The organism is Acidovorax sp. FG48 (genome assembly GCF_057809085.1).
Map to the genome: position 1 here is coordinate 213,475 of NZ_JBMDJH010000003.1, position 18,204 is coordinate 231,678.

Annotated in this window: 17 protein-coding genes, 1 tRNA gene and 1 pseudogene; 4 read left to right on the forward strand and 15 right to left on the reverse strand. The window is 63.9% G+C overall.

From position 1 onward, the window contains the following. Positions 1–59 precede the first annotated feature (59 nt). Together ACODSU_RS05885 and ACODSU_RS05890 are read left to right on the forward strand one after the other, a co-directional pair. Positions 60–299, forward strand: coding sequence for a hypothetical protein (locus ACODSU_RS05885; protein ID WP_488840794.1), 240 nt, complete (start codon positions 60–62; stop codon positions 297–299). Between the two features lie 124 nt (positions 300–423). Further along, positions 424–1,095, forward strand: a complete 672-nt coding sequence (locus ACODSU_RS05890) for a histidine phosphatase family protein (RefSeq protein WP_488840796.1) — start codon at positions 424–426, stop codon at positions 1,093–1,095. Between the two features lie 581 nt (positions 1,096–1,676). On the opposite strand, the pseudogene ACODSU_RS05895 reads toward ACODSU_RS05890, so the two are convergent. The 8 genes and pseudogenes from ACODSU_RS05895 to ACODSU_RS05930 all read right to left on the reverse strand — a co-directional run. Continuing rightward, a pseudogene (locus ACODSU_RS05895) lies at positions 1,677–3,014 on the reverse strand (tetratricopeptide repeat protein); the annotation flags it as partial. A gap of 23 nt (positions 3,015–3,037) precedes the next feature. Continuing rightward, positions 3,038–3,646, reverse strand: coding sequence for a hypothetical protein (locus ACODSU_RS05900; RefSeq protein WP_015012762.1), 609 nt, complete (start codon positions 3,644–3,646; stop codon positions 3,038–3,040). Positions 3,647–3,751: 105 nt separating this feature from the next. Beyond that, complete coding sequence (locus ACODSU_RS05905; RefSeq protein WP_488840798.1) at positions 3,752–5,155, reverse strand: amidase; 1,404 nt, start codon at positions 5,153–5,155, stop codon at positions 3,752–3,754. Positions 5,156–5,290: 135 nt separating this feature from the next. Further along, complete coding sequence (locus ACODSU_RS05910) at positions 5,291–6,781, reverse strand: ABC transporter substrate-binding protein (protein WP_488840800.1); 1,491 nt, start codon at positions 6,779–6,781, stop codon at positions 5,291–5,293. Positions 6,782–6,972: 191 nt separating this feature from the next. After that, positions 6,973–7,857 carry an ATP-binding cassette domain-containing protein gene (locus tag ACODSU_RS05915; RefSeq protein ID WP_488840802.1) on the reverse strand — a complete coding sequence of 295 codons (885 nt, stop codon included), beginning with the start codon at positions 7,855–7,857 and terminating at the stop codon, positions 6,973–6,975. Next, positions 7,854–8,891, reverse strand: coding sequence for an ABC transporter ATP-binding protein (locus ACODSU_RS05920; protein WP_488840803.1), 1,038 nt, complete (start codon positions 8,889–8,891; stop codon positions 7,854–7,856). The genes ACODSU_RS05915 and ACODSU_RS05920 overlap by 4 nt, the downstream gene beginning before the upstream one ends. A gap of 29 nt (positions 8,892–8,920) precedes the next feature. After that, entirely contained in the window at positions 8,921–9,799 is an 879-nt protein-coding gene (locus ACODSU_RS05925) for an ABC transporter permease (RefSeq protein ID WP_209817534.1), read from the reverse strand. A gap of 5 nt (positions 9,800–9,804) precedes the next feature. Then, entirely contained in the window at positions 9,805–10,767 is a 963-nt protein-coding gene (locus ACODSU_RS05930) for an ABC transporter permease (protein WP_056060468.1), read from the reverse strand. 208 nt (positions 10,768–10,975) lie between these two features. On the opposite strand from ACODSU_RS05930, the gene ACODSU_RS05935 reads away from it, so the two are divergent. Continuing rightward, the gene (locus tag ACODSU_RS05935) at positions 10,976–11,233 is read left to right on the forward strand and encodes a YfhL family 4Fe-4S dicluster ferredoxin (protein WP_056747312.1); all 258 of its coding nucleotides are present in this window, start codon (positions 10,976–10,978) and stop codon (positions 11,231–11,233) included. 101 nt (positions 11,234–11,334) lie between these two features. Here the strand turns inward: ACODSU_RS05935 and pth are convergent, their stop codons facing one another. The 7 genes from pth to ACODSU_RS05970 form a co-directional block, all read right to left on the reverse strand. Continuing rightward, positions 11,335–11,943 (reverse strand): aminoacyl-tRNA hydrolase, encoded by a 609-nt coding sequence (gene pth, locus ACODSU_RS05940; RefSeq protein ID WP_488840806.1) that lies wholly within the window; start codon positions 11,941–11,943, stop codon positions 11,335–11,337. 201 nt (positions 11,944–12,144) lie between these two features. Further along, positions 12,145–12,780 carry a 50S ribosomal protein L25/general stress protein Ctc gene (locus ACODSU_RS05945; protein ID WP_295937496.1) on the reverse strand — a complete coding sequence of 212 codons (636 nt, stop codon included), beginning with the start codon at positions 12,778–12,780 and terminating at the stop codon, positions 12,145–12,147. Between the two features lie 160 nt (positions 12,781–12,940). Beyond that, on the reverse strand, positions 12,941–13,915 hold the full coding sequence (locus ACODSU_RS05950) for a ribose-phosphate pyrophosphokinase (protein WP_488840808.1): 975 nt from the start codon (positions 13,913–13,915) through the stop codon (positions 12,941–12,943). Positions 13,916–13,961: 46 nt separating this feature from the next. Next, positions 13,962–14,038 (reverse strand) — tRNA-Gln (locus ACODSU_RS05955). A gap of 30 nt (positions 14,039–14,068) precedes the next feature. Continuing rightward, a complete protein-coding gene (ispE, locus tag ACODSU_RS05960) occupies positions 14,069–14,926 on the reverse strand; it encodes a 4-(cytidine 5'-diphospho)-2-C-methyl-D-erythritol kinase (protein WP_488840810.1) in 858 nt (285 codons plus the stop codon). Positions 14,927–14,989: 63 nt separating this feature from the next. Further along, positions 14,990–15,517, reverse strand: a complete 528-nt coding sequence (locus ACODSU_RS05965) for a lipoprotein insertase outer membrane protein LolB (protein WP_488840812.1) — start codon at positions 15,515–15,517, stop codon at positions 14,990–14,992. Then, on the reverse strand, positions 15,517–17,298 hold the full coding sequence (locus ACODSU_RS05970; RefSeq protein WP_488840814.1) for a tetratricopeptide repeat protein: 1,782 nt from the start codon (positions 17,296–17,298) through the stop codon (positions 15,517–15,519). The genes ACODSU_RS05965 and ACODSU_RS05970 overlap by 1 nt, the downstream gene beginning before the upstream one ends. 29 nt (positions 17,299–17,327) lie before the next feature. On the opposite strand from ACODSU_RS05970, the gene mutM reads away from it, so the two are divergent. Then, on the forward strand, positions 17,328–18,143 hold the full coding sequence (gene mutM, locus ACODSU_RS05975) for a bifunctional DNA-formamidopyrimidine glycosylase/DNA-(apurinic or apyrimidinic site) lyase (protein ID WP_060984790.1): 816 nt from the start codon (positions 17,328–17,330) through the stop codon (positions 18,141–18,143). Positions 18,144–18,204 lie beyond the last annotated feature (61 nt).

The window sequence follows — 18,204 nt, forward strand, 5'->3', positions numbered from 1 at the left end:
CATCAAACCGCCGCAGGCTGCGTAGCATGGGTAGGACACGCTGGATGCTTTGCTTGCCCATGCCTTTCGCCCCCCGCCTTTCGTGCGTGCTGTGCGCGCTGTTCGCACTGCTCGTCTTGCTGGCCCCACTGCTGCTGCAGGCCGCCCCCGCGCCCTGGTACTACTGGCGCAGCCTAGTCGACGGTCAGCGTGTGTGCGCGCAAACCTCGCCCGGCCCGGGCTGGGAGCAGGACAGCGCCGCCTACGAAGGCCCCGGCTGCCAGCCGCGCCGCAAGGTGCTGGTCGTGCCCATGCGGTGACGCGCCGCTCGGTAGGTGGTGCGCAGGCGGTTGTTATAAAAAACATAGCTATCAGCGCTTATTGCATAAGCGCTTGCGGGCAAAAGAGCTTGCAATGCTGTGTGTACATTCGATAATGGCATGCATGACCGAACTCATCCTGATTCGCCACGGCGAGACCGACTGGAACCGCGAACTGCGCTTCCAGGGCCACGTGGACGTGCCCCTCAACGCCACTGGCCACGAACAGGCCCGCCGCCTGGCCGAGCGCCTGGCCGCAGAGCGCCCCGTGGTGCACCACCTCATCTGCAGCGACCTCATCCGCACCCAGCAGACCGCCACGCCCAGCCTGCAGGTGCTGTTCCCTGAGGCCCGCATCGACACCCTCACCGACAGCGCCCTGCGCGAGCAAAACTTTGGCGTTGTGGACGGCAAGCGCGTGGATGACGTCAAGTTGGAGCACGCCGACGCATGGAACCAGTGGCTGCGCTTTGAAGCCGACTACGGCATGCCCGGCGGCGAGACCACCCGCCAGTTCCACACCCGCGTGATGGACGCCGTCTACCGCATCGCCCAGCAACACAGCGGCCAGACCGTTATGGTGGTCACCCACGGCGGCGTGCTCGACATGATCTGGCGCACGGCACGTGGCACGGGGCTGGACGGCCCCCGCCAGAGCGACATCCCCAACGCAGGGCTCAACCGCGTGCGGGTGAGCGGCGAGGTGGTGGAGGTGCTGGACTGGGCCGACGTGCGGCACCTGGCGGATTTGCCGGAGCAGCCCGTGTATGACCAGACGAAACTGGTGGTGCGGTGAGGCTAGCTAGCGCGAATTAGATTCGGCGGTGTGCTCATCGAAAATCACGAAGTGCTCAACTCCTCTGCTACGGTTCGCAGCGCGTAAAGCATCCCAAAGAGTTCTTCGGGGTGATATCTCATGGTGGCTTGTGCGAGGGGCGCGCCCTTGGCAAGCCACTCTTCTCCCCGCTGCACGTATTGTTCTTCCGACAGCCCTTCGTACCGCTCCCATGGATATCGGAGGGCCACAAAGTTCTGTCCCCATTCCTTGAAAACGCTCTGATGGTTGTTGGTTAAACCAGATGGCCCAATTCGCTCTCCTGCCAGGGAGAGTAGGCGAACTTGTATCTCTTTCGGCAAACGTTTGAACAGCTTCTCATACTTGTGTCCATGCGCATTTTCATTGAGCGTTCGTTCAAAAACTACTTTGAGCAAAAGCTCTAGGCTTAGTAAGCGCAGCAGGTAGTAAGAGTCAGATCGATCTACTTCATCTGAGGCCGCGTAGAGTAAGTCAGCGTCAATCAGTCTCTGTAGGGCGTCCTCGTGCATTAGTCTCAGACGCAACTTGGTGATCGGCGAGGGAGGCTTTTTGTACGTATCAGGTAGCCCCAGTTGTTCGTCTGTTGCCTTCATTTGCCGCGCCAGCCTCACCGACTCCGGCTGCCCATTCACCATCGGCTGCAACACGTTCTGCACCGCCGCCCACTGTCCGTTGCGCTGCAGGGCATCCAGCCAGATCTGGTGGAACAGATCGCGCTGCGCATGGCTCCCGCCAATCTCCACCAGCCGGGGCAGGGCCACGCCCAGCTTCTCCACAGCGGTCGCCCAGTCGCCCCGCGCATGCCCCAGCAGGCCCTGAGCGGCAGGTACACACACTTGCTGCCACACCATGCGCTCATGCGCCTCGGTACGGGAGGCTGCGTGGGCTGCGATGTTGTTTTGCAGCGTGAGTGCTGCCTCCATGCGCCCGGCGCGGGCCAGGCCGTAGAGGTATTGCAGGTCCAGGAAGGGCAGTACATGGTCGGCCAGGCGCGGCGCCAAGTGGTCGGCCACGTCGGCCCAGCGGTCGCCTACGTCCACGCCCGCCAGCTCCAGCCGGGCGAGCAGGGACACGGCGTTGATCTGGTCTTGCGTGTATTCCTTGACCACGCCCCACACTTGGCTGTCGTACAGCGCCAGCACCTCGGCGTGGCGGTCTTGCTCCAGCAAAAACAGCGCTTGGTGCCACCAGTTGTGCGTGACCATGAAGGAGTTCAGGCCCGTCCAGGTGTCGCTCACGCTGGCCATGAAGTCGGTACCTTCGCGGATGCGGCCCTGGGTCAGCATGACGTGGGCCAGTGCGTGGTGGGCCCAGGGCTCTTTGCGGCACAGGCTGATGGCGTGGCGGGCGGCGCTTTCGGCCTCGGGCAGGCGGTGGCATTGCTCCCAGCCGAAGGCGAGCATGCCGTGCAGATACGGTACGTCGGCCGCTGCGGGCAGGGCCTGCAGCGCCAGGCGCAGCATGCCGGGTGAGTCGCCCCGGTTGAACAGATGGTATTGGCCGAGCTTGAGGGAGGCGAGATCGCGCGGGTGCAGGCAGGCTTGCTCTTCGTGCAGCGCAATGGCGCGGGGCAGGTCGCCATCCACCCAGGCGGCGATGGCGGCCACAAAGCGTTGTTCACGCTCGCTGGCTTCTGCGGCACGGGCCAGGGCCTGGTCGATGAAGGGGCGCGCGTTGCGCGGGGCGTCTGCCGACTCGGCAAACATGTGCAGCGCCGCGCAGCTGGCCTGGACGATGGGGCTGGTGTCGGCCGCCGCGTTCAGAACGTTCACCGCGCGGGCCTCGCAGGCGATGAAGCCTTCTACAAATTCATTCAGCGCCGTTGCGCTGGTGGCGTCGTGCAGCGTGATGGGGTTGCCCAGGCTGTCGGTCATGCGGGTGTGCGTGGAGGATGGCATGGGGCATTGTTGGGTCGCTGGGCTCAGCCGCCGTTGATCAAGGTCAGGTAGGCGTTGCGGGTTTCGGCGGACACCGAGGCCACGAGTTGTTCGTGCGGCGTCTGGTGCCGCGCCAGCATGCGGGCGCTGGCCACGGTTTTGGACTTGCAGTACCAGTGGCAGGTGTGCTGCATCAGAAACAGCTCGGCCGTCATCATGTAGGCGCGGTCCTTGGGTGACAGGTGGCTGGTGTTCTGCACCACATGGGCAATGCCGCGCGCGTGGATGGCCAGGGCTCGGCGCACGTCAAAGGTCATGGCGGGCAGCAGCTTGTCGGCAAACGGTATCGGCACGGAGAGCCGGCTGACACGCGCGTGGGCTTCGTCCACCTTGGCAAAGTCGGCGGCAAAGCGGCTGAACTGCTCGCTCAGCTGCGACTCGGTGGTGCTCAGCAGGCTCCAGATCTGGCTGCGGCGCTCGTCGGTGCTTTCACCCAGGGCGCGCAGGTAGCCGTCGGTCAGCGCCTCCATCAGCTTTTCGATCTGGTAGTTGGCCAGGTGTTTGCCCAGCAGTGCAATGCGTTTGCGCTGCTCTTTGGCGTTGAGCATGAAGGTGCCGGTGGCGATGAGGATCGCCAGGATGATGATGTCCATGCGGTGGTGGGGTGGTGGTTGGTAGGGCGGGGGGCTCCAGCGGTGGTGCCAGCGTCAGAGCGTATCCCCCAAGGTTACCAATAACAGCGCACAACAGACGCAGGGTTATGCCGCAGGCGGCTGTGGCCATGCGCGCTGGGGCTCGCGGATGAGCTCGAAGGCATGCGCGACCTGCAGCACGCCCAGGTCGTCAAAACGCGCACCCGCAATCTGCAGGCCGATGGGCAAACCGGAGCGGGTGTAGCCGCAGTTGACCGAGGCCGCAGGTTGCTCGGACATGTTGAATGGCACGGTAAACCCGATGTGCTCCAGCGGCCGTAGTGGGTCGTTGGTGGGCGAGGGCAGCTCGGCCTGGAAGGCGACGTTGGGCGCCACGGGCGAGATCACGTAGTCGAACGCGCTGCAGGCCTTGACCGTGTTCACCCGGGTCAGGTGAAACTGGTGGCTGGCGTTAAAGACTTCGGTGCCGCTCATGCCGGCAGCGCTGTCGGCCCAGGTGCGGATGTAGGGCAGCACCTTGTCGCGCCGCGCCGCAGGCAGGGCCTGCAGGTCGATGTGGGACCGCATGCGCCAGAAATGGTCCATGCCGTCGAGCATGGCCTGGGTCATGAACGGTGCCATGGGCACGATGGTGGCGCCGGCGGCTTCCATGAGTTTTGCGGCGCGCTCCACGGCGGCCTTCACTTCGGGCTCCACGGGCAGGCCGCAGCCAGCGTCCAGCAGCAGGCCGATGCGCAGGCCGCGCAGGCGTTCAGCGCCCTTGTTGAACTGGCTCCACGCGATGTCCTGGTAGGGCAGGCTCATGCTGTCACGTGCGTCGGGCTGGCTCAGCACCTGCATCATCAGCGCGGCGTCGGCCACGGTGCGGGTCATGGGGCCGGCGGCGCGGCCGGTGTAGGGTGGGTCAATCGGGATGCGGCCCAGGCTGGGCTTGAGGCTGAAGATGCCGCACCAGCTGGCGGGCAGGCGCAGCGAGCCGCCAATGTCGGTGCCAATGTGCAGCGGGCCGTAGCCCGCAGCAGCCGCAGCGCCACCACCGGCGCTGGAGCCGCCAGGGCCCTTGCTCACGTCCCAGGGGTTGCGCGACAGCGGGTGAAAGGTGGACAGGCCCGAGGACAGCATGCCGTAGTCGGGCATGGTGGTCTTGGCGACGATGACGGCACCGGCCTCGCGCATGCGGGCGGCAGGGGGGGCGTCTGCGGCAGCGGGCACCAACTCGACGGCGGCCGTGCCCAGCGGGGTGGGGTCGCCTTCGGTGGCAATGTTTTCCTTGATGGTGCTGGGCACGCCGTCGAGCGCGCCCTTGGGCTCGCCGCGCAGCCAGCGGGCCTCGGAGGCTCGGGCTTGCGCCAGGGCGGCCTCGGGGCGCAGCAGGTAGGTGGCCTGGATGTGGGGCTCCCACCGTTCGATGTGGGCCAGCACGGCCTGCGTGACCTCAACCGGTGACAGCTTGCGCTGGCGGTAGGCGGCGATCAGGTCGTGGGCGGGCAGGTCGTGCAGTTCGGTCATGGCGGGGTGGGGGTCGCCGTAGCGGCGTTTATCAATAAAAAAAGGCTGCAAGCGCTAGTGGATCAAGCGCTGGCAGCTATTGTTTTAGGAGTATTGGCTCCTGCACGCGCCGCGTTGTGTTGCGGCGCGTGGCGGTCAGGACCAGGACAGCGCGGAGATGTCGTTGACGAACACGGGCATGTCTTTCCACAGGCCCTTGAGGTTCTTGTTGGCCACCGTGATCCACTGGTTGGAGTACAGGAAGGCGTGCACCGAGTCCTCGGCCAGCAGGCGCTGCGCATCGCCCAGCAGCTTGGCGCGGTCGGCGGGGCGGGCGGCGTTCTTGATCTGGTTGAACAGGTCGTTGAACTTGGGCGAGTTGTAGGCCCAGTAGTAGTCAGGCTTGGCAAAGTTGCCCAAGTCAAAGGGCTCCACGTGGCTGATCACGGTCAGGTCATAGTTCTTGCTGCCGTAGGTGCCGCTGAGCCACTGCGCCCATTCCACGTTCTGGATCTTGGCGGCGATGCCGACCTTGGCCAGCTGGGCTGCAATCACCTCGCCACCCTGGCGCGCGTAGGGCGTGGGGGGCAGCGTCATCGTTAGCTCCAGCGGCGTCTTGATGCCGGCTTCGGCCAGCAGCTTCTTGGCCTTCTCGGGGTCGTAGGGGTTCACGCCCGTGGTGTCCACGTAGCCAAACGCGCCGGGCACGTAGTGGCTGCCGATGGGCGCGCCGTAGCCGTCGCCTGCACCTTCAATGACGGCCTTGCGGTCAATGGCGGCGGCAATGGCGCGGCGCACGCGCACGTCGTCCAGCGGCTTCTTGCCGTTGTTGATGGCCAGAATGGTCTTGGCGCGCGAGCCACTGACCACCACCTGGAACTTGGGGTTGGCCTTGAACTGCGCCACGCTGCGCGGCGTGACGCGCGGGAAGGCGTCCACGTCACCGGCCAGCAAGGCAGCCACCTGGGCGGCTGGGTCGGAGATGAAGCGGAAGGTGGCGCGCTTGATCTTGATGGCCTTGGCATCGCGGTAGTCGGCCCACGCGGTCAGCACGACCGACGAACCCTTGTTCCAGGCCTGCAGCTGGTAGGGGCCGGTGCCCACGGGTTTGTTGGCGTTGGTGTCGGCGCTCTTGGGTTCCACGATGATGGAGGTGGCCTGGCCCAGCACGAACAGCAGGTCGGGGTCGATCTCCTTGTTGAGCAGCACCACGGTGTAGTCGTCCACCACCTGGGTGGTGATGCCGGCAAAGGTGCGCTTGTCCTTGTTGGTGCTCTTCTCGCCGCCTGCGCGGTCGTACGAGAACTTGACGGCCGCAGCGGTGAAGGGCTCGCCGTTCTGGAACTTCACACCACGGCGCAGCTTGAAGGTGTAGGTCTTGAGGTCGGGCGAGACCTCCCAGCTTTCGGCCAGCAGGGGCGACACGCTGCCGTCGGGGTTGATCTTGGTGAGCGTCTCGAAGATGTTGTACTGAACGATCTCGGCGATGGCGGAGGCCGCACCGGCGGTCGGGTCGAGGCCTGGGGGCTCCAGCGTCATCGCCAGCGTCACCGCATCTTTGCGGCCTTGCGCCAGGGCGCCAAGCGAGGTGGTCAAGGGCACAGCGGCGATGGCGCCAGTGGCAAGAACGGTACGGCGGTTCAGCATGTTCGGACTCTCCAGACAAAAAAACCAGACAACAAACATTGGGACTTCGCAAACAAGGATGCAACAACTAACTTGCTTAGGAGCGAGCCGTTTGCCCACGCCTTGTTTTGCGTAAGTCTTGACCATAAGCCCCGGTGCAATTTGTTACCGGGGAGGAAAGAAGCTTTTTACACCATCACACCTGCATGTGGTTATGCGGTTTTTGCCGTTGCAGCAGCAGCGGCTGCCGCACGGCGCGCCCGTGCGCGGCCCGGCTGCACCTGGGGCACGGCGCCCACCAGTGACTGTGTGTACGGGTGCTGCGCGTTGCGGAACAGCTCGCCCGGCGAGCCGCGCTCCACGATGCGCCCCTGGTACAGCACCACCACCTCGTCGCACAGGTGGTTGACCACCGCGAGGTCGTGGCTGATGAGCATGTAGGTGATGCCGAACTGCTGCTGCAGGTCCTGCATCAGGTTGAGCACCTGGGCCTGCACCGACACGTCGAGCGCACTCACGGGCTCGTCGGCCACGATGAGGCGCGGCCGCGTGATGAGGGCACGTGCAATGGCGATGCGCTGGCGCTGGCCGCCAGAAAATTCGTGTGGGTACTTGCCCAGGTCGTTGGTGCGCAGGCCCACTTGCGATAGCACCTGGGCGGCCTGCTCGCGTTGCTCGGCGCGTGTGGTCTGGCCCTGCGCCTGCAGCGGCTCGGTCACGATACGTTCCACGGTCTGGCGCGGGTCCAGCGATCCGTAGGGGTCCTGGAACACCATCTGGAAGTCGCGCCGCGCCTGGCGCAGCTCTTCGGCGGGCAGCTGGTGCAGGTTGCGGCCCAGCAGTTCCACCGTGCCGGAGGTGGGCGCATCCAGCGCCATCACCAGCCGTGCCAGGGTGGATTTGCCCGAGCCTGATTCACCGACGATGCCCAGGCTGCGGCCTGCGGCAATCGAGAAGCTCACGCCGTTGAGGGCTTGCACCTTGCCCGGCGGGCGGAACAGGTGCTCGCGGGGCAGGGTGTATTCGCGCACCAGGTCGGTCACTTGGAGCAGCGGCGCGGCGGTTGGGGCGACGGTGGTGTGATTGGCGTGGGTCATGCAGCCACCTCGACGATGTTCACCACGTTCGCACTCTGCGCCTCGGCAATGGCCTCGCGCCGCAGGCAGCGCACCAGGTGGTCGCCGTCGGCATCGGTGGCCACGAGCGTGGCCTCGGGTTGTTGGTGGTGGCAGTCATCCACCGTGTAGCTGCAGCGCCCCGCAAAGGGGCAGCCTGCGGGCAGGTCTACCAGCTCGGGCACCGTGCCCGGAATGGTGGACAAACGAGGGCGTTGCCCAGGCGCGTGCACGGCACCCAGGTGGGGCCGGGCGGCGAAAAGCCCGCGTGTGTAGGGGTGCGCCATGGCCGAGAAGACCGAGGCGGTGGAGCCACTTTCGACCACGCTGCCGCCGTACATCACCATCATGCGGTCCACGTTCTGCGAGATCACGCCCAGGTCGTGCGAGATCAGGATCAGCGCCATGTTGCGCTCGGCCACCAGGTCGCTGATGAGGTCCAGGATCTGCTGCTGGATGGTCACATCCAGTGCCGTGGTGGGCTCGTCGGCAATCAGCAGGTCGGGCCCGCAGGCCAGTGCCATCGCAATGGTGATGCGCTGGCGCTGCCCGCCCGAGAACTGGTGCGGGTAGGCGTCAAAACGCTGCGCGGCGTTGGGGATGCCCACGCGGTCCAGCAGGGCAATGGCTTCGGTGCGTGCGGCTGCCGCATTCATGCCCCGGTGCAGGCGCAGCGGCTCTGCCACCTGGCGGCCAATGGTGTGCACGGGGTTGAGGGCCGTCATGGGCTCCTGGAACACCATGCCAATGCGGTTACCGCGCATCTGGCACATCTGCGCATCGGTGCGGCCCACCAGCTCTTGGCCGTCAAAGCGGATGCTGCCGGTGACCTGCGCGCTCTCGGGCAGCAGGCCCATGAGCGACATGGCGGTGATGGACTTGCCACAGCCTGATTCACCGATCAGGCCCAGGGTTTCACCGCGCGCCAGCGAAAAGCTCACGCCGCGCACGGCATCGGCGGGGCCTCGGTGCGTCTGCAGGCGGATGCGGAGGTTGGAGACTTCTAACAGAGACATCGTGGGGTCTGGGAGGCTTCTTGGCGGGGTCAACGCTTACGCGAGAGGCGGGGGTCTAGGAGGTCGCGCAGGCCATCGCCCAGCAGGTTCAGCCCCAGCACGGCCAGTGCAATCGCCACGCCCGGCCACACGGCCAGCAGCGGGGCCTGGAACATCAGGGTCTGTGCCTCGCTGAGCATGCGGCCCCAGGAGGGCTGGGGCGGCTGGGTGCCCAGGCCCAGGTACGACAGGGCGGCCTCGGCCAGGATGGCGATGGCGAACTGGATGGTGGCCTGCACGATGAGCACCGACAGGATGTTGGGCAGCACGTGTTCCAGCGTGATGCGCCAGCTGCCTTTGCCGCAGGCACGTGAGGCCAGGATGTATTCGCGCGACCACACGGCGTTGGCCGATGCGCGCGTGACGCGTGCAAACGTCGGGATGTTGAAGATGCCGATGGCGATGATGGAATTCACAATGCCTGCACCAAACACCGCCGTCATCATGATGGCTGAGAGGATGGCGGGGAAGGCGAAAGTGAAGTCTGCCAGCCGCATGATCAGTTCTTCCACCCAGCCGCGCTTGGCGGCGGCCAGCAGGCCCAGAGCCGTGCCGATGGTGAGACCGATGCCCACCGCGATCACGCCCACCAGGATGGAGTTGCGGGCGCCCACCAGCAGCAGCGAGGCCACGTCGCGGCCAAAGGCATCGGTGCCCAGCCAGTGGGTGCCGGAGGGACTCGCCAGCTTGTTGGCCAGGTCCATCTCGTAGGGCGACCAGGGCGTCCAGACAAAGGAGAGCAGCGCAGCAAGGATCAGCAGCGCCGACAACACCGCACCGATGACAAAACTGCGGTGGCGCAGCGCGCGGTGCAGCCAGCCGGGGGCGGAGGGTGTGGAAGAGGAGAGGGTGGACACGGCGGCGCTCATGGGGATCAGATGTCGGAAGCCTTCACGCGGGGGTCGATCACGGCGTAGAGGATGTCCACGACGAAGTTCACGATCACCACCATGGCGGCGAGCAGCATCACGCAATTGCGCACCACGATCAGGTCGCGGTTGGAGATGGACTGGAAGATCAGGCGCCCGAGGCCGGGCAGATAGAACACGTTCTCGACCACGATGGTGCCCGCCAGCAGGTTGGCAAACTGCAGCCCCATCACGGTAACCACCGGGATCATGGCGTTGCGCAGCACATGGCCCCACAGCGCTGCGCGCTGCGTGAGACCTTTGGCGCGGGCCGTGCGTACAAAGTCTTCACGCAGCACCTCCAGCACGGCCGAGCGGGTGATGCGCGCGAGGATGGCAGCCTGCACCACAGCCAGCGCAATGGCGGGCAGCAGCAGGGCTTTGAGGGCTTCTAGCGGGCTGCCGCCAGCGTCTTCCGTCCAGCCCGGAAAGCCGCCGGCCGAGAACCACTGCAGCTTCACCGAGAACAGCAGGATCAGCAGGATGGCGAACCAGAAGTTGGGGATGGCAATGCCGATCTGCGCCAGGCCCATCACGCCCACGTCACCCAGCTTGTTGTGGCGCGCCGCGGCGTACACACCGGCGGCCAATGCCAGCACCGTGGTGATCACCATGGCCATCAGGGCCAACGGCACGGTAAGTGCCAGGCGCTCCAGCACCAGGTCGAGCACGGGCGAGCTGTAGGCGTAGCTGTCGCCCATGTTGCCCACCACCAGGCCGCTCACCCATTGCCAGTAGCGCAGGCTGGCGGGCTGGTCCAGACCCAGCTTGGTGGCCAGAGCTGCCACCGCATCGGGAGAGGCATCGGGACCCATCAGAATCTGCGCGGCATTGCCCGGCAGGATTTCCAGCACCAGGAACACGACGATGGAGGCGCCAATCAACGTGGCCAGGAGGGTGACAAACCGCTTGAGAAAAAACAGGCCCATGGGTGGGGTGCGTTGGCAGGTGGGTCAGACGCAGGGGCGTCAAAATTAATGTGTATACACAGCATAACGGTAAAAACGTCCCCGTCAGCGGTGGTGGGTTGCAGTGTGGCACGCAAGGCACATGCCACCGGCGCGGGATAATACGGAGCATGAACTGCGCCGCTCGCTCCGTTGCCCCTGTTTTTGGCCCTGTGCACTGGGAGGCTGTATGGCGCTGATGATCACGGACGAGTGCATCAACTGCGATGTGTGCGAGCCCGAATGCCCCAACCAGGCGATCTACCTGGGGCAGGAGATCTACGAAATCGACCCGAACAAGTGCACGGAATGTGTAGGGCATTTCGACGAGCCCCAGTGTGTGCAGGTCTGCCCTGTGGCCTGCATTCCCGTGAACCCGCAGCACGTGGAAAGCCGCGAAACCCTGTGGCAGAAGTTCCAGCGGCTGCAGGCAGCCACACCGACGTAATTTGAACCAAATCGACCGCTTGCGCTAGTAGGTCATGCCTTGGGCGCTATTGAATAAATAGCAATATCCACAGCGCAACGGCTGGATGGACTGGTGGCCCCTCAGTCCTCCACAGGCCGAGGGGGCTTGGGGCGGGGCGGTTTGGTGGTGTGGATGAGCAGCGTGGCCTTTTCCATGTCCCCCGCCAACAGAGCGGGGTAGGCCTTGAGCGAGTGGGCGATGCTGTCCTCGATCAGCGTGCGCTGGTCTTGCGACGGCTTCTTGAGCACCCAGTTGGCGACTTCGCTTTTGACGCCCGGATGGCCGATGCCGATGCGCAGGCGCCAGTAGTCGGGCGAGCCCAGCTGTCCGTGAATGTCACGCAGGCCGTTGTGCCCGGCATGGCTGCCGCCGCGCTTGAGCTTGACCTGGCCCGGTGCGATGTCCAGTTCGTCGTGCACCACCAGGATTTCCTCGGGCAGGATCTTGAAAAAGCGCGCCAGCGAGGCCACGGACTTGCCCGAGAGGTTCATGAAGGTCTGCGGTTCCAGCAGCCACACGTTCTGGCCGTGCACCGTGGTGCGTGCCACCAGGCCGTGGTAACTGCGCTCGGGCACCAGCGTGGTCTTGAGTTCGCGCGCCAGGGCATCAATCCACCAGAAGCCGGCGTTGTGCCGCGTGTCCTCGTAGTCTGGCCCGGGGTTTCCCAGGCCTACAAACAGCTTGATCATGTGCGGGATTATCGGTGGCTGGGGTGTGGAAAGGTCGTCGGCATTGCTGCCGCTGCCTGAGGATGCAGTCGGCGAGAGAGAGGTGCGGCGTGCAAAGTGCGCCACACCAATGAAAACGGCCCACGCAAGGTGGGCCGTTTCGTGGTCAACACCGCAAAGCGGGTTGACCGGGTGAAGTGATCGAGGTCGTTGACCGGCGAATTACTTCTTGCCCTTGCCCTTGCCCTTGGCATCGGCAGCAGGAGCGGCTTCAGCAGGGGTCTCGACGACCACGACTGGAGGCACCACGGACACCAGCACGGGGTTGTTGTTCTGGCCACCACGGACCTTGGCCACCACGCCCTTGGGCAGCTTGATGTCCTTCAGGTGCAGGGAAGCACCCTTTTCCAGCTTGGACAGGTCCACAGCGATGAATTCGGGCAGGTCCGAAGGCATGCAGGTCACGTCCAGTTCGTTCACGACGGGGTTGACCATGCACTTGTCCACCTTGACGGCGTTGGACTCTTCAGCACCGCTGTAGTGCAGTGGCACCTTCAGGTGCAGCTTGGTCTTGTCGTCCACGCGCTGGAAGTCGATGTGCAGCACCAGTTGCTTGTAGGGGTGGTATTGCACGTCACGCAGCACGACCTTGGACGTAGTGCCAGCCACTTCCATGTCCAGCACGCTGGAGTGGAAAGCTTCCTTCTTGAGGGCGTGCCACAGAGCGTTGTGGTCCACCTCGATCAGTTGGGGTTCGGCAGCACCACCGTACACGATGCCAGGCGTCTTGCCCGAATTACGCAGACGGCGGCTCGCACCCGTACCCTGCTTGGCGCGCTCAAAAGCGACGAAGTTCATAGTTAGCTCCTGAAAAGGACAGACCGCGACCAGTCGTATCCCGATTAAAAAAGACCTGTGACGCCACTGTGGCGGCAGGCCTGCGCATTGCTCTCGAACAGACAAGCCTCCCGAAGGAGGCCTGCGTGCAATCCGACTGCAACGCTCCCGGGGGAGCGCGTTAGAACAGGTTGTCCTGGTCCGAGAACAGACTCATGACCGACTCACCCTTGGCAATGCGCTGGATCGTTTCGGCGATCAGCGGGGCCACGGAGAGTTGGCGGATCTTGGAACATCCCTTGGCGTTGTCGCTCAGCGGGATGGTGTTGGTCACCACCACTTCATCGAGGGCCGAGCCCTTGGCGATGCGTTCGATGGCAGGACCCGAAAAAATGGGGTGCGTGCAGTAGGCGTACACGCTCTTGGCGCCACGCTCCTTGAGCACTTCGGCCGCCTTCACCAGCGTGCCGGCGGTGTCGATCATGTCGTCCATGATCACGCAGTTGCGGCCTTCGATCTCGCCGATCACGTGCATGACTTCCGACACGTTGGCCTTGGGGCGGCGCTTGTCGATGATGGCCAGGTCACAACCCAGTTGCTTGGCCAGTGCACGGGCTCGCACCACGCCACCCACGTCGGGGGAGACGACGATCAGGTCCTCGTAGTTCTTCTGGCGCAGGTCGCCCAGCAGCACCGGAGAGGCGTAGATGTTGTCCACGGGGATGTCGAAGAACCCTTGGATCTGGTCGGCGTGCAGGTCCATGGTCAGCACGCGGGCCACGCCCACGGCTTGCAGCATGTTGGCCACCACCTTGGCCGTGATCGGCACACGGGTAGAGCGGGGGCGGCGGTCCTGGCGGGCGTAACCGAAATAAGGAATCACGGCGCTGATGCGTTCAGCCGATGCACGCTTGAGCGCATCGACCATGATCAGCAGTTCCATGAGGTTTTCGTTGGTAGGTGCGCAGGTGGACTGCACCACGAAAACGTCACGTGCACGCACGTTTTGCTTGATTTCGACGGTGACTTCACCGTCAGAGAAGCGACCCACGTCAGCCGCACCGAGGGTGGTGCCGAGGTGTTGGGCAATTTCAGCTGCCATGCCAGGATTGGCATTGCCGGTGAAAACCATGAAGTCGGGGTGGTTGGCTTGCATGAGCGTCCCAGCAGTCTGAAATAAAAGCCCGTACGCGGAAAGCGTTTGGCAGGGGAAGAAGGATTCGAACCTTCGCATGCCGGAATCAAAATCCGGTGCCTTAACCAGCTTGGCGACTCCCCTACACAGGTCAATTGCCGAAGGCAACCAACCTTAAATTTCTCCTGATGCCCAACCTGCCAGAGGATGAATCATCAGATTTTCACATGCCTTCACTTGCCAGCCCTCTGGGGCTCCGCACAGGTCGACTGCATGTGACATCTGTGCAAACACTGCACTGCCTGAGCCTGTCATTCTGCCTTTGAGACCGCGATCGTTGAGCCATTCAATGGCTTGCGAAACATCCGGGCAAAGAGCCTGAGCAACCGGCTGCAAGTCGTTTCGACCGAAGTCAAAGTGTGCTGCAGCAAAGCCTAAGATTGTAGCACTATCTGAATCGCGTTTCAAACTTGGAGACAAAAAAATTTCTTTTGTCTCCAAACCTGCAGCGGGCTTCACGATCACAAAGCTCGCTTGCGGCAGCTGGTGCGCTTTCTCAAGCGGCGTGATTGTCTCACCAATTCCCTCCACCCAGGCGTTGTGACCGCATAAAAAAAACGGAACATCTGCACCCAGTTGCAAACCGATCTTGGCCAACGCATGTCTTGGCAGGTTGAGCCCCCACAACCGGTTCAATGCGAGCAGCGTGGTTGCGGCATCAGACGAGCCTCCTCCCATGCCCGCTTGTGCAGGCACGCGTTTCAGGATGCTGATGTGCGCACCCTCGCTGCAGCCCGTGGCTGCTTGCAGCGCGCGAGCTGCACGAACCGAGAGATCCACTTCGGGCAGTGCCATCGACAGGTCTTCCCGCGAAATCAACCCATCGGCTCGGCGCTCGAAGTGCAAGGTGTCGCACCAGTCCACAAGCATGAACACGGACTGCAGCAAGTGGTAGCCATCCGCACGGCGCCCGGTAATGTGCAGAAAGAGATTGAGCTTGGCCGGGGCCGGCACGTCATACAAGGCTTGCATGGGGAGGTGGTACGAGGTGGTGCCGTGCGAACGGTGCTGCTGGCCGTCGCAGAGGGCTGGCCGTCAGGGAGTCAGCGCAATGCGCAGCGTGGCGGTGGGCTGTGGATCGTCACGGCGTGCCGTCAGCCGTCCGTCGACAATGCCGGTGAGGTCTGCTTGCCACCCCGTCGCACTGGCCTGGGTGCCCTTGAGCCAGCTAAACAGGGCGGTCACGGGAATGCGTGTACCGGTCACATCCTGGAGCAGCGTGTCGAGGGAATCAGAGGTGCGGGTGTCCTGGCCGCTGACCAGTTGCGCATGCCCATCCTTCCAGTCGAGTTGCGCAATGCGATTGCCGAAAGGGCTGAGCAAAACGAGTCCACCGGCCTGGGCGGTGCCGCGCAGCTCAAACATGGCAGAAAAAGACTGCGAGGCCTGCCCGTCAATCTGAAGTGCGATGCGACCGTTCCAGCTGTTTTCCTCCACGGGGGCTGATGGCATTGGCTGCGCACAGCCCGCAAGCCACAAGGCACACAACACCAGCCAGCCCATCCATCGATGGCGAAGCGTTCCGGTCAGTGGGCTGACGATGTTGCCAAACAGGCTTGGCATCAGAGGGAGGCTCCGAGGCGTTTCAGGGTCTCTTTGAGGGTGTCGTTGTCGGGGCTGGCGCGCTGTCCTTCTTTCCAGACGCGCGTTGCGCCGTCCTTGTCACCCATGCTCCAGAGAACCTCACCCAGATGTGCGGCTATCTCCACGTCGGGCCGGGCCTTGAAGGCCGCTTCGAGGTGCTTGCGCGCGTCGGCCTTGTTGCCCAGGCGGAATTCCACCCATCCCAGGCTGTCCATGATGAAGGGGTCGTTGGGGGCAAACTGCAGGGCCTTCAGGATGAGCTGTTTGGCCTCGTCCAGCCGCACGCCCCGGTCCGCGAGCGAATAGCCGAGGGCGTTGTAGGCGTGGTGGTAGTCGGGCTGGCGCGCGATCACCTGGCGCAGCAGCTGTTCCATGGTGTCGGGCTGGCCAGCCTTTTCGGCGAGCATGGCCTGGTCGTAGACCAGTTCCGCATCGTCCGGAGCTATGGCCACCAGTTCCGTTTGTACTTTGTAAGCTTCCTGGTACAGACGTTGGTCGCGCAGCAGCTGTACTTCGGCCATGAGTTTCAGGCGGTGGCTCTCTGGGGAATTGCCTGGCAAGCTGCGCAACAAGGCCCGTGCCTCGGCGAGCTTGCCCTGGCGTGCCAGCAATGATGCGCGACGCGTCTGTGCACCAAAGACTTCCTCTGCGTTGTCGATGCGTGCGAGCCAGGCTTCTGCGCCCGCAAAGTCTTTCTTTTTCTCGGCAATCTGTGCGTGCAGCAAGTACGCCTGCGTGAGACTCTTTCGCCGCAGGTCGGCATCGGCGGACGCAGAGGCAAGCTCCATGAACCGCTGCAGCGACGCCTCAGCAGCGGGCAGCCGGTTGTCTTGGTATTGCAGAGTGGCCGCCACCAGCCAGGCCTCCGTCAGATCTGGCTTTTCCTTCGTAACGGTTTCCAGCTGGCGACTGGCCTCTGGGTAGCGCTGCAGGCCCAGCAATACCCGGGCGTACGCCATGCGCAGGTCCGGGATGGGCTGCTTGGACAGGGTTTGCGTCACGATGGGCTCCGCGTCCAGCAGGCCTTCGTCCATCAGCTCCAGCGCCAGCCGGGCGGCACTTTCGCTGGCATTGTCCAAGCCCTGCGCCCTGCGTGCCGCGTCCAGCGCGCCGGCCTTGTCGCCCGCAGCAAGTCTCACGCGGCCCAGCGATACCCAGGCCTCGGGCCCAGTCGCTGGATTGGTGAGTTCGTTGACCAGGGCTTGTTCCACCACTTTGGCGGCCAGCGCTTTGTCGCTCGCACGTCCATACAGTTGTGGCAGGGAGGCCAGCGCCGAAGCCTTGGACCGGGGAGAGGCCTGTGCGAGTTCCTGGCGCAGCAATTCCGGTGTTTCGGCGATGCGGTTCAACGCGATCAGGATTTGCAGCACATATTGATTGGCCTCGCGCGACTGGGGCAAGGCTTCCTTCCAGGCTCTGGCGGCAGCCAGGGCGTATTCGCCCGATCGTGACTGCAAGGCAATGTCAGCGGCGCGTTGGTAAAGCTGACCATCCGCACTACGGCGCGCGGCCTCCAGCATGAATGCGTAGCCGGCACCGGGGTCCCCGGTGCGCGCACTGATCTCGCCCAGGAAGATTTCGTAGAACAGCTCTGCGTCCAGCGCGGGGTTGGACGCCACTGGAGAGGAGGACTCGCTCGGGGGAGGGCTTTCGCCGGCGGGCTTTTGGGCCCAGGCAGAGTGGGCGGCGGCCGCAATCACAGTGGCCAAGGCGACGGTACGAAAGCTGTGGGATAACACCATCGGGCCATAATAATCCATGCCTGTTAAGCCGTTGCCCGGTTGTTTGTATGCCTGAGTTGCCTGAAGTGGAAGTGACGCGGCGCAGTTTTGCTAACGCGATCACTGGAGCCCGGATCGAAGCGGTGGTGATGGGCAAGTCCTTGCGATGGCCTCTGGGTTGTGACCCGCAATTGCTGGTGGGTCAGCAAGTGGTCGGAGTGCGCCGGCGGGGCAAGTACCTGTTGCTGGATATGGAGCAAGGCCTGCTGCTTCTGCATCTGGGCATGTCCGGCAGCCTGCGGTTTGCTGCTGACATGCCGGAAGCGGGCCCGCATGACCACTTTGACCTCGTCACCCACCGGGGCACGCTGCGCCTGCACGACCCACGCCGATTTGGCGCGGTGGTCTATGCGCCATCAGAGGATTCGCCCGTGGCCGCCAAGTTGTTGGGTGGGTTGGGCATGGAGCCCTTGTCAGAGGAGTTTCTGCTCCCGACTTTTCAGGCGGGACTCAAGAAAAGCCGGATGCCCATCAAGCAATTGCTTCTGGCGGGACGCTTGGTGGTAGGGGTGGGGAATATCTATGCCTCCGAGGTGCTTTTCCTGTCAGGCATCCGTCCCACTACGGTGGCTTCCCGCATCGGCGCTGCCCGGGTCCACAAGCTGCATCAGGCCATTCGTTCGGTGCTGGCCCGCGCTGTAGAAATGGGGGGGAGCACACTGCGCGACTTTTCGAATGCCGACGGAATGGCGGGCCACTTTCAGACGGCAGCGAACGTGTATGGCCGCGATGGTCAGCCATGCCATGCATGTGGTACAGCCATCGAGCTGATTCGCCAGGGACAAAGAAGCACTTACTTCTGCCGGCAGTGTCAGCGCCCCTAGGTGCCGACAGTCCGATCAGCGGTTTGTGACAGCGGGCGGACGGTCGATGCTATATTTTGTA

Excerpts from the sequence above, each read along its gene's own strand:
- ACODSU_RS05885 (WP_488840794.1), top strand. The coding sequence starts at position 60 with ATGCCTTTCGCCCCCCGCCTTTCGTGCGTGCTGTGCGCGCTGTTCGCA.
- ispE (WP_488840810.1), bottom strand. The coding sequence starts at position 14,926 with ATGCAAGCCTTGTATGACGTGCCGGCCCCGGCCAAGCTCAATCTCTTT.
- mutM (WP_060984790.1), top strand. The coding sequence starts at position 17,328 with ATGCCTGAGTTGCCTGAAGTGGAAGTGACGCGGCGCAGTTTTGCTAAC.
- ACODSU_RS05925 (WP_209817534.1), bottom strand. The coding sequence starts at position 9,799 with ATGAGCGCCGCCGTGTCCACCCTCTCCTCTTCCACACCCTCCGCCCCC.
- ACODSU_RS05915 (WP_488840802.1), bottom strand. The coding sequence starts at position 7,857 with ATGACCCACGCCAATCACACCACCGTCGCCCCAACCGCCGCGCCGCTG.
- ACODSU_RS05965 (WP_488840812.1), bottom strand. The coding sequence starts at position 15,517 with ATGCCAAGCCTGTTTGGCAACATCGTCAGCCCACTGACCGGAACGCTT.
- ACODSU_RS05950 (WP_488840808.1), bottom strand. The coding sequence starts at position 13,915 with ATGCAAGCCAACCACCCCGACTTCATGGTTTTCACCGGCAATGCCAAT.
- ACODSU_RS05970 (WP_488840814.1), bottom strand. The coding sequence starts at position 17,298 with ATGGATTATTATGGCCCGATGGTGTTATCCCACAGCTTTCGTACCGTC.
- ACODSU_RS05930 (WP_056060468.1), bottom strand. The coding sequence starts at position 10,767 with ATGGGCCTGTTTTTTCTCAAGCGGTTTGTCACCCTCCTGGCCACGTTG.
- ACODSU_RS05905 (WP_488840798.1), bottom strand. The coding sequence starts at position 5,155 with ATGACCGAACTGCACGACCTGCCCGCCCACGACCTGATCGCCGCCTAC.
- ACODSU_RS05890 (WP_488840796.1), top strand. The coding sequence starts at position 424 with ATGACCGAACTCATCCTGATTCGCCACGGCGAGACCGACTGGAACCGC.
- ACODSU_RS05910 (WP_488840800.1), bottom strand. The coding sequence starts at position 6,781 with ATGCTGAACCGCCGTACCGTTCTTGCCACTGGCGCCATCGCCGCTGTG.
- ACODSU_RS05900 (WP_015012762.1), bottom strand. The coding sequence starts at position 3,646 with ATGGACATCATCATCCTGGCGATCCTCATCGCCACCGGCACCTTCATG.
- ACODSU_RS05945 (WP_295937496.1), bottom strand. The coding sequence starts at position 12,780 with ATGAACTTCGTCGCTTTTGAGCGCGCCAAGCAGGGTACGGGTGCGAGC.
- ACODSU_RS05935 (WP_056747312.1), top strand. The coding sequence starts at position 10,976 with ATGGCGCTGATGATCACGGACGAGTGCATCAACTGCGATGTGTGCGAG.
- ACODSU_RS05920 (WP_488840803.1), bottom strand. The coding sequence starts at position 8,891 with ATGTCTCTGTTAGAAGTCTCCAACCTCCGCATCCGCCTGCAGACGCAC.
- pth (WP_488840806.1), bottom strand. The coding sequence starts at position 11,943 with ATGATCAAGCTGTTTGTAGGCCTGGGAAACCCCGGGCCAGACTACGAG.